We start from the raw sequence: 1793 nt of genomic DNA, 5'->3' as shown, positions 1-1793 counted from the left end.
GATGAGCCTTCATTTTCGCTGCAAACGAGCCGATCCGCGCCGTTTCTGCTCCCGGCACGTCAATGGCTGACTTCCAGTATCGAAGGTAATCCTCACGCCCTTCAGGGAAGCGGCTTCCAAGAATAGCGCCGAAACTCAGCCCTTTTGGATATCCACCGATATACGCCTCGGGAAAGACTGCGAGTTCAACCCCCTGCGCTGCTGCGGCTTCGCAATGGGCTTCCATCCGGTCGAGTGTGCGAGGGGTGTCGAAGAGACTGGTTCCTGCCTGGATAACGGCGACGCGACGCTGGCTCATGTCCGGATCTCTCATGGATGTGGTGGATTGCAATGACGGGGAGAGTGGACTTTCTTGCATTATCGGGCAAATTGATTATTTTAATAGACAAAATCACCATGGTCGATATTTCGCGTCTTGATCTCAATCTGATCACTACCTTTCTGGCGCTCTGGGAAGAGCGCAGCGTTTCCCGAGCCGCAAAGCGGTTGTCATTGAGTCAGTCAGCCGTCAGCGCCTCTCTGGCCCGACTGAGGGAAGCGGCGGATGACTCCCTGTTCGTCCGCACCCGTGGAGGTATGCAGCCGACACTTCGGGCAATTGCCATGGCGGAGCCGCTTCGGGGCGGGCTCACTTTGATCCATACCGCGTTCTCGACTGTTACGGCTTTTGATCCGACAACCAGTCGGCAGCATTTTTCCATAGGAATGTCTGACGACTTCCAGATTGCAATTGGGCCGCTAATCGCAAGACGGCTGGCAAAAGAAGCGTCCCGTGTTTCAGTGACATTCAGGCAGGCTAACACACACCGCGTGGAGGCCCTTTTTGAAACGGGCGAAATCGACTTTGCTGTTGTCGCACAGCCAAATGTGCGCTCCGGATTACAGCTGCAGGAGATCGGGCGGTCCGGTTATGCCTGCCTGCTTGATCCAGTCGCCTGCGACCTTACACTGCCGCTAACACTGACAGATTATCTGTCTCTGCCACATCTTCTGGTCTCGTTTTCAGGTCGCGAAGGCATTGTAGATCAAGCCTTGAAAGATCTTGGTCACTCACGACGGGTGCAATCGGCGCTGACAAATTTCTCTGCCCTTCCTCCCTTCCTGATCGGGACGCGTGCCGTTGCCACATTGCCAATTCATGCCGCACAGAGCCTTGCGGCCGTTTCGGGCCTTACGGTCTGCGCGGCGCCCATTGATTTGGGAAACTATTCTGTGTCGATCCTCTGGCAGCGAGCAGCGGATAATCCCTGGATGCGGCAGGTTATAAGCGATGCCTTCCTGGCGATTTCACCGGACTTAGAGGCAATCTATTCGGGTTAATCTCGCATTGTGAATGTTCGATATCGGACAACAATAAACTGATAACCGACATTCGGCTTCCCCCCCTGATCAGAGGTGGCCCCGGTTTTTCGGACAGGTGTCTAAGCTCTCATGACCGTCATTAGGGGAGTGCAGTTGCAAGACGCCTACACCATGACTGGTGTCTGGTGTGTCCAAAAACTGATAGTGGACCTGACGGGTGTGCCGCGAGCCGATCGACGACGATTGATCATGCTCTCATCCGCGGGTTGGCTACCGCATTTCCCATTTCCGTCGTGGGCCTTCCTCTCTCTATAGACGGGCGTCGGTCGAAACCTGCCCCAGCTGGAGGGTTCGAAAAACCCTCTGATTTTAAGCCTCTCTCTGTGATTCCATTTCTCCTGCATTGATTGATGGAATGGAAGATGAAGCAGGCTGGTTTCTTTGATGTTGAAGAGCGGCTTGAAGCGTTTTCCTGGACTGTGGATTTTGAA

At 54.4% G+C, this 1793-nt stretch carries 2 protein-coding genes; one reads left to right on the top strand and one right to left on the bottom strand.

What is annotated here, in order from left to right; genetic code table 11:
* Positions 1-298: nitrilase-related carbon-nitrogen hydrolase (locus GSP01_RS14525; protein ID WP_304363368.1), on the bottom strand; the 298-nt coding region annotated here is incomplete at its 3' end.
* Between the two features lie 98 nt (positions 299-396).
* On the opposite strand from GSP01_RS14525, the gene GSP01_RS14520 reads away from it, so the two are divergent.
* Positions 397-1320, top strand: coding sequence for a LysR family transcriptional regulator (locus GSP01_RS14520; protein ID WP_141354675.1), 924 nt, complete (start codon positions 397-399; stop codon positions 1318-1320).
* The last annotated feature ends 473 nt before the right edge of the window (positions 1321-1793 follow it).

It is taken from the genome of Gluconobacter sphaericus NBRC 12467, assembly GCF_006539125.1.
GTDB lineage: Bacteria > Pseudomonadota > Alphaproteobacteria > Acetobacterales > Acetobacteraceae > Gluconobacter > Gluconobacter sphaericus.
This window is presented reverse-complemented; position numbering and strand designations above follow the sequence as displayed.

Excerpts from the sequence above, each read along its gene's own strand:
- GSP01_RS14520 (WP_141354675.1), top strand. The coding sequence starts at position 397 with ATGGTCGATATTTCGCGTCTTGATCTCAATCTGATCACTACCTTTCTG.